The organism is Colwellia sp. E2M01 (assembly GCF_018860585.1).
Lineage (GTDB): Bacteria > Pseudomonadota > Gammaproteobacteria > Enterobacterales > Alteromonadaceae > Colwellia.
The window spans coordinates 39,768-47,858 of sequence record NZ_JAHKPR010000082.1 but is presented as its reverse complement, the minus strand read 5'-3'; the positions used below and the strand labels follow the sequence as shown (position 1 = coordinate 47,858).

The following is an 8,091-nucleotide window of genomic DNA, read 5'->3' as shown; positions in this document are numbered from 1 at the left end:
TAGACCAGAAAATTATCGGAATTGGTATTATTTTATTGGTATTTACGATTTTTGTCACTAATAAATGCTGTATTTAAGCTTTTTATATACGGTCTATTTGCATAATGTTTATAATTAAGCGTAATGTCAAATTCATCCATATTTTTTAAAGAAGCTTATTAAAAAAATTTTACCAAAAAATTTATATTTAAGGTGCAACCGTGATCACAACAGACGTATTAATAATTGGCGCAGGCGCAGCAGGTTTAATGTGCGCAGCACAAGCAGGGTATCGCGGTAAAAGCGTTGTTGTGGTCGATATGGGAAAAAAGCCCGCCCGAAAAATATTAATTAGCGGCGGCGGACGCAGTAATTTCACCAATGAAAATGCCACACCCGAAAACTACCTTTGCCAAAACCCACATTTTGTAAAATCAGCATTAAGTCGTTACAGCTCACAAGACTTTATTGACTTGGTAGACCGCCACGGTTTGCAATATCATCATAAAACACTCGGTCAATTATTTTGTGATAACAGCGCCCAAGACCTTGTTGATATTTTGATGACCGAATGTGAATGGGCAGGCGTACAAGTTAACTTGCGCTCAGAAGTACTTTCAGTCGAAAAACCAGCTGATACCGAGCAAGGCTTTGTAGTGAAAACCACCGAACAAAGTTACCAATGTAAATCGCTAGTGGTTGCCTCGGGCGGTTTAACCATGCCAAAACTTGGTGCTACACCGATAGGCTATAAAATTGCCGAACAATTTGATTTAAACGTACTTGAAACGTTAGCAGCGTTAGTGCCTTTTACCTTGCATGATCACGACAAGCAACGTTTCGACGGTTTATCAGGAATTAGCTTATTTACTGAAGTCACCAGTGAAGACGGCACTAAGTTTAAAGAAAACATTCTCTTTACCCACCGCGGCTTATCAGGCCCCGCGATATTACAAATATCCTCATTTTGGCGCGCAGGGCAGGCAGTAACTATCAACTTACTGCCAGAGCATAACCTCACTGAAACACTAAACCAATGGCAAAAAGAGCAGGGCGAAAAATCCGTTAAAAATCTTCTTTCAACAATATTACCTAAACGCTTTGTTGACGTATTAGTTAAAGAAGGCGTGATCGCCGACAAACCCGTTAAGCAACTTAATCATCCAGAAATTAACGTGTTAGGTGAGTACTTACACGCTTGGAAAATAAGTCCTAACGGAACTGAGGGCTACAGAACAGCCGAAGTTACTCTTGGAGGAGTCAATACCGATGAGCTTTCCAGCAAAACCTTTGAAAGCAAAAAACAACCGGGTTTATTCTTCATAGGCGAAGTGATTGACGTAACCGGCTGGCTCGGCGGGTACAACTTTCAATTCTGCTGGGCCAGTGGTTTTGCCTGTGGGCAAGCGGTTTAGTTAATTGATGGAATTAAAACGAAGACAATTGAAATTGTAGAGAAGACAGTGATTTTGGTTTACATCTCGTTTTACGTATAACTAACTGCTAAATACCGTGGTTAAATGAGGCCAAAAATGAAAAATTTTGTTTAATATAATGAAATTAAAATTGGGAGGGGAAAAGTAAAACTTTCTAGGTTGATATCTGTTTTTAATATTGAAACAGCTAAAACCTCATGCTTTTATGTATTCGTTATATTTGAGTATAACTATTGGTATGTTAATTCTGTAAGTGATTCGACACCTTATAAGCTATTTAAAGTAGGGTATCGTTAATAGTTTTACAAGACCTCTAAAGGAAAAAGGGTTCTAAAACAGTTAGGACTCAGTTGAAGCAATTTTAGACCCTTAAAAATGAGGATTTTGGCAATGGTGGTAGGAATATTTTGGTATGTCAACGACACGCTTATTTTTAAAACTAAGCAAATAAACAAGCTACAACAAGATGAACTTGGGCTAATAGATTCGACTTTTACCCATATCGAAGAGTGGGAAACTAATCACATTTATTTAAAATTCGCTCAACGCTTGCAGGGTACTGAATATCAAATCTATCCAAGAGGTCGAGTTATTTATAACAGCCTCAAGAATCAGTTTTATATTTATTTAGATAAAACTATTTTCAATAAACCAATCACTGAAAAAATCATTAATGCTTTTGAGCTTAGAAAGCATAAAGTTAAATGGTTTCAAGACCCACACTATCAAACGTTTAGTTGAGTTGAAGTGGGCAAGCTTTATTGTCACTACACAAGTTGTACCCTGTTATTAAAAAAATGAGACAATCTATTAATAACTGAGAAAGTGGAATAGTTTGTTTCATTTTGGTTTTGGTTAATAACTCCAATCTTCATACGCCAGAGGCAGGCTATTAAGCAAATCTCTGCGTTCTCGCCAATTGGGCATGTGTTTATCCATTAATGATCGAAAGCGTTGGTTATGATGGCGTTCTAGTAGGTGAATCAACTCATGGACAAGGATGTACTCCATACATTCAGGAGGCTTTTTGGCGAGTTCAAGGTTAAGCCAAATGCGTTTTACTTGAATGTTGCAACTTCCCCATTTGGTTTTCATTTTTTTAGTGTTGAGTGAATTAGCTTCAATCCCTAATTTCTTTTGCCAAGCAGGTAATAACTTCACTAGTGAGTGCTGCATTTCATCGCGGTAAAAGCGGTTGAGTAGTTTGAGTTTATTATCTATTGAAGTACTTTCAGCTACAGCTAGCTCTAATTTACCATTTACTTTTGCTTGAACAACATACTTACCTTTTGCATCAGTGACCTTTAAACGGTATTTACGACCCCATAAATAATGACATTCCCCATTAACCATTTCACGCACAGATTGACGTTCTTGCCCAGCAAAATCGGCTTGCTGCTTTTTAATCCATGCAAGTTTATTGACGATAGCAAGCCGTATAGCTTGCTCACTTGTTTTGGTAGGCACAGATAATCTAACCCGTCCATTTGGGGGTAACACGCTAAGGTGGATATTCTTAATATCTCTTCGGTTGACTTCTACATCAATCTCACCAATTCGAGCGATATCTTTATCAGCTTTAGGCACTAATGATATTCCTTTTGCGCTTTAACCAAATCCATTACTTCAACAATATCCACTTCATAACTAGTGGTTTCTTCTCTTATCGCATTGGCTATTTCACGTTCTTTAAATCTATCACCAAGCCATTCAGCTTTTTTTGTATACCTAACAGCAGAGTCAATTTTAGTGGTCAGCACTTCATCGTTACCAAAGTTATCGTAAATAGCTTGTTTCGCAAATGTATCAACAGTGTCGGGATAGTTATGCCCTTTATTGCCAGTAGGGTTAACAACTTTCTTGGCTAAGGCTTTAATCTGTTCTAGATATTCTTGATAACTTATCGCTTGCTCTTTGCGCTGCTTAATAATGGCATCAAGTAACGTTGCCATACTGTCGAAGTATTTAGGGTTTACTGGGTTTTCATCAACAATTGTTTTTCTAACGTTGTTTTCAATGGCTTCTGCCATAGCATCTTCATCTTCCCTAAGGCTTTCAGGTAAAGACTCAAGCCCTTTGCCATTGTTGTTTACCACTAAATCAATTAAACCAAGTTCCTCGAAATCCATTAGTAATTCACTATCATCAGCGCGAATATACATATCCAGTAAATGACGCATAGCAGGTTCAAAACGTTTCATTTCTAACAAGTCACCGCTGGCAAGTTTTACCTCATCTCTTACTTTTTCATAATAAGACACTTCTTTTTTAATGTTTTCTGATTCAGCCAGCGTATAACCTGCCTGTTCCATTTCATTTGCAACATTTATGTAAGCGCGAATAAGTTTGGCAACAGTTTGATATAAGGTTAAGCGCAATGCTTCTTTTTCAGTTCGTTCATTTTCGTCTTGTGGTTCTACACCCGACTCACCACAAAAATAACGAATGAAATCTTTAGTATCTCTCGGCGCTTTTACTGGCTCACATAAAGCTCTAACAGCTTCCAAGCTATTATCTAAATCAGCTTTAGACTCTTTTAGTCGGTCTTTCAATAAACCAGCAACATCTTCTTCGTCATAACCATCAAAAGCTTCTGCTGTGAAATCTTTGATAGCTTTATCTAACGAACGGAATAAATCTTTGTAATCTACGATGTAGCCATAATCTTTGTCTTCGCCATCAAGCCTGTTAACACGGCAAATTGCTTGGAAAAGATTATGATCTGCCATTTTCTTATCAATATATAAATAGGTAGCAGAAGGTGCATCAAAACCTGTTAGTAATTTATCAACCACAATTAACAGTCGCATTTGTCCTGGTTCATCGATGAATCGTCTTTTAACTGTTTTTTCAAATTCTTCAACACGTTTAGCAGCTTCGTCTTCAGCTTGTTCAAAGTAGTCAGCCAACATTTTTCGATAAGTATCATATTTGAACAGCTTTTCTGTTAATCCTTCACCTGTCTCTTCACCTTTGATTGTACTGGCTGAGGGTTGATAACTGGTAACCACGGCACACTTACCAGCAAGATCAGTCTTGCTAAATAACTCATACACCACACAAGCTTGATGAACACTTGCGCAAACTAACATAGCGTTGCCTCGTCCAGACATTAACGCTGGTTTGATTTCCATATCCATCAAAATGTCACTAACAATTTGTTCTAAACGAGATTTACTAGAGAGCACTTTTTGCATCGTGCCCCATTTTTGTTTTAGTTGCATTTTTGCAAGATTTGAAAGCCCTTTAGTCTTAGCCTCAAACCATTGGTCTACTTTTTTCTCTGAGGTTAAATACTGATCTATATCTCTTGCTTCGTATCGTAGATCGAGAACAACACCATCGCTGACAGCTTCATCAAATTTATAAGTATGAATATATGGGCCAAACACTTCTAAGGATTTTTTCTTATCCTTTTTCATTAGTGGCGTACCAGTAAAACCAACAAACATAGCTTCTGGTAAGATGGTTTTCATAGCTTCGTGTAACTTGCCTGATTGGGTGCGGTGACACTCATCAACAAAAACAAATAAATTACCTTTTGCTGCAAAGTCATTTGGCAAGTTTTTAGTTAAGGCTTCAAGGTAGTCTTTAGTCGCTTCCTCATCGTATTCATCACTTTCTTTATCACTTAGCGCTTCACCATTTCGGCCAAACTTATGCACTAAAGAACAGAATAACCAAGGGTTAGCTTGATTTAACGTAGCAACTAAGTCATGACCACTCTTGGTTCTATAGATGTCTTCATCAACCCCTGAAAACACTTTCTCAATTTGTTCATCAAGCTCTGTTCTGTCAGTTACAATTAGCACGCGAGAATCAGTAATATTCTCTCTAATCCATTTTGCTAACCACACCATAGTTAAGCTTTTACCTGAACCTTGTGTATGCCAAATAATGCCATCTTGTTTTGACTTAACATGCTTTTGCGCAGCTTGAATGCCAAAAAACTGATTGTGGCGGCAGGTTTTCTTAACCCCAGCATCAAAGACAATATAATCATGTACTAGCTGTAAAAAACGCCCTTTGTCACAAAGCTGTGCTACATGAGTATCTAATAAAGTATCTGTTGTTATATCTGATGATGGTAAACTTCCTGAACCGTCAGGCTCTTTCCACTCTAAATAATATTTCTCTGATGTTTCAATGGTGCCGTAGCGAATACCTTGTGTGTCGTTACCCGCCATCACTAACTGCATTGTAGTAAAAAAGTTACGAATGAAATCTTTTTTCTGATTATCTAAATTCTGACGAATGCCTTCACTTACCGACACTGACGAGCGTTTTAATTCAATTACGCCAAGCGCAATGCCGTTTACATAAATTACTATATCAGGGCGTTTTTTAAGCTCGCCTTTTACCGTCACTTCTTGAGCTATGGCAAAGTTATTGGCTGCTGGGTTCTCCCAATCAATCAGCCATACTGTTTGGTTTTGCTCACCCGTGCCTTCTTTTTCTTTCACGCCATAGCGCAACAGGCGATAAACCTCTTTGTTTGCATCATAAAGCTTTTTACCTTCACCAAGAGCTGCGGCAGCATCTAATTTGCGTAATGTTCGCTTAATAAGTGCTTCTGAGACATCGCGATTTTTTAGCCACTTGGTAAGCAAATCAGTTTCAATATTGCTATTACCCTTACGGTATTCCCAGTCGCCTAAATAGTCGTAATCAAGTTGTTCTTTGAAAAACTTAACAACGCGATTTTGTGTTTTTCGCTCTAATTGACCGACATTACTCATATTACATCCTTATAAGTTCTTTCAATCAAGCAAGTGATTGGGTTTTAATTGCATTGTTTTCAATGCTTTAAATTTATAGTACTAGTATTGCACTGAACCGAACGACGAACCAGTCAAGCAACGGTCAAGCAAATATATTTAGTTCCATTCTTTTTCAATAAACTGGGTTAAGGTTATTTGCCTATTTTTAATGGCTGCTATATCCCATATCTTAGTTTCGGGCGAGATGAACCTTTTTAGTTCACCTTGGCTCAAATAGGTCGAGCTCTCTGAAAGCTTCTGCCATTTTGTATTAAAATCATGATCTTTTTTCGATGAGTTAGATGAAATACTATCAAGAACTAAATTCCCCAGCCTGTGCAAGGCTATATCTTTAAATTCAGCTTCATCATCAACATCCCAGCTTACTATATGTTTTGATAATTCATTATTCTGTGCCGCGATGTGTTCAAGGCTCAGTTTTTCTGCATTGTTTTTAGGTATAACAATATCTCGCCATGACAGTTTCGACCATTGATTTTGATTGTTACCGCCAGAGCGCAGATAGTTCTCATAACGCCATAAAATATATAATGCAGATTGTTTACTATTATTATAGAAATTTGGGCTTTGTATATTGGCTTTCATACGCTTGGGAATATCCCACCAACTACTCATATTGGACAGTTCTTCAAATAGCCATTCATAGCCCCAGTTCTGGTCACTGCTGTCGAATTTTTTTGCTATCCAAAGTAAGTGAGAATTACCAGCATTTGAGCGTAAGTTTGCTAGTCCATATGCTTTAAGGCTAAATATCTCCATTAAATGGCATGCTTTTCTAAATTTAACTTTATTGTTTGAGTTGTCTGCGTGATAGGTTTTTATCAGTAGAGGCCAAAAAGGTGCAAGGCGATTTAATATAACTAAATGAGTAAATTCAATAAGTTCATCCATACCTTTATATATAGTTAACACATTTTTGTAACTTTTCTTTAAGTTAGAAATAAAGCTATTAATCCAATTAATAATGGCTTCAGGCCCTTTATCTTCGATAGCATTAATTTGGTTTTTAATTAACTTTTTAGGTTGTAAGTACTCGTTATCAGTCCAAGGTAGAAATGCTGCACAGTGATAAGAAAGTATACTGTCTTCCCCTGGTGTTCGTGGGTATGTGGAAAGTTCTTCAATGTCACGGAAAATAGATTCAAAATGACTATGAATTGAATCAAGTTTCTCTTCAGAGGCGCTTTTTGAGTTTAAATGTACATTGTGCATTAAAAAGCTTTTCACTGCTTCTAGGTTAGTTAGCTTTTTACCTCGGTCATTTTGAAATTCAAAAATTTGAGTTGCAGTAGATAAATCGTCGATTACATAAGCTAAAACTTGTGCCTCACGTAGCTGAGTTATCATTGGCTGCCACTCATCAAGTTTTACATGTTGGCGAAAATAATCACGTGCAAAAATGAGTTTTTGTGAAGACTGACTGTCTGGTACTTCATCAACGCTATCAATACTTAAAATAGTAGACCTAAATAAGTTACGATCTTTTTCTATCGTTTTGAATTTTTGCCCACGTTCTGGATGACAAATATAGTTAGATTGAATAAATTCATAATCTTCAATTTCTGCATGTTCTTTTAGCGCGGTAGCAATAAAAATTAAAGTAGTGGTTAAGCGTTGTTGTCCGTCTACTACATCGACAGCTGGGTATGAATATTGATTATATTTACTGTGTAATAATAGCGTACCAATAAAGTAAGGTTTTTTAACATCAGTGGTTTGGGTTTTTAGTTGATGACGTAAGTCTTCAACAAATAGATCTAATTGAGCTTCTTCCCATGCATAAGAGCGTTGATAATTAGGAATTGTAAATTGATACTCTGTAAATAGTTCATCAATAGTTTTTAATATCTTATCATTCATCAATAGTTAACCTTATTATCCTTGTCACTAGTGTT

Annotated in this window: 5 protein-coding genes; 2 read left to right on the top strand and 3 right to left on the bottom strand. The window is 36.9% G+C overall.

The features are described from left to right. Window positions 1-200: 200 nt before the first annotated feature. Window positions 201-1,394, top strand: a complete 1,194-nt coding sequence (locus tag KO502_RS15770; RefSeq protein ID WP_216023531.1) for an NAD(P)/FAD-dependent oxidoreductase — start codon at window positions 201-203, stop codon at window positions 1,392-1,394. A gap of 411 nt (window positions 1,395-1,805) precedes the next feature. Continuing rightward, window positions 1,806-2,156, top strand: a complete 351-nt coding sequence (locus KO502_RS15765; protein ID WP_216023530.1) for a hypothetical protein — start codon at window positions 1,806-1,808, stop codon at window positions 2,154-2,156. Window positions 2,157-2,270: 114 nt separating this feature from the next. On the opposite strand, the gene KO502_RS15760 is transcribed toward KO502_RS15765, so the two are convergent. From KO502_RS15760 to KO502_RS15750, 3 genes are all read right to left on the bottom strand, one after another. Further along, window positions 2,271-3,002 carry a SprT family zinc-dependent metalloprotease gene (locus tag KO502_RS15760; protein WP_216023529.1) on the bottom strand — a complete coding sequence of 244 codons (732 nt, stop codon included), beginning with the start codon at window positions 3,000-3,002 and terminating at the stop codon, window positions 2,271-2,273. After that, the gene (locus KO502_RS15755) at window positions 3,002-6,154 is read right to left on the bottom strand and encodes an HsdR family type I site-specific deoxyribonuclease (protein ID WP_216023528.1); all 3,153 of its coding nucleotides are present in this window, start codon (window positions 6,152-6,154) and stop codon (window positions 3,002-3,004) included. The genes KO502_RS15760 and KO502_RS15755 overlap by 1 nt, the downstream gene beginning before the upstream one ends. A 138-nt stretch (window positions 6,155-6,292) precedes the next feature. Further along, entirely contained in the window at window positions 6,293-8,056 is a 1,764-nt protein-coding gene (locus KO502_RS15750; RefSeq protein WP_216023527.1) for a DUF262 domain-containing protein, read from the bottom strand. Between the last annotated feature and the right edge of the window lie 35 nt (window positions 8,057-8,091).

What these genes read in the sequence shown, in the direction of transcription:
- KO502_RS15765 (WP_216023530.1), top strand. Translation starts at nt 1,806, where the DNA reads ATGGTGGTAGGAATATTTTGGTATGTCAACGACACGCTTATTTTTAAA.
- KO502_RS15755 (WP_216023528.1), bottom strand. Translation starts at nt 6,154, where the DNA reads ATGAGTAATGTCGGTCAATTAGAGCGAAAAACACAAAATCGCGTTGTT.
- KO502_RS15750 (WP_216023527.1), bottom strand. Translation starts at nt 8,056, where the DNA reads ATGAATGATAAGATATTAAAAACTATTGATGAACTATTTACAGAGTAT.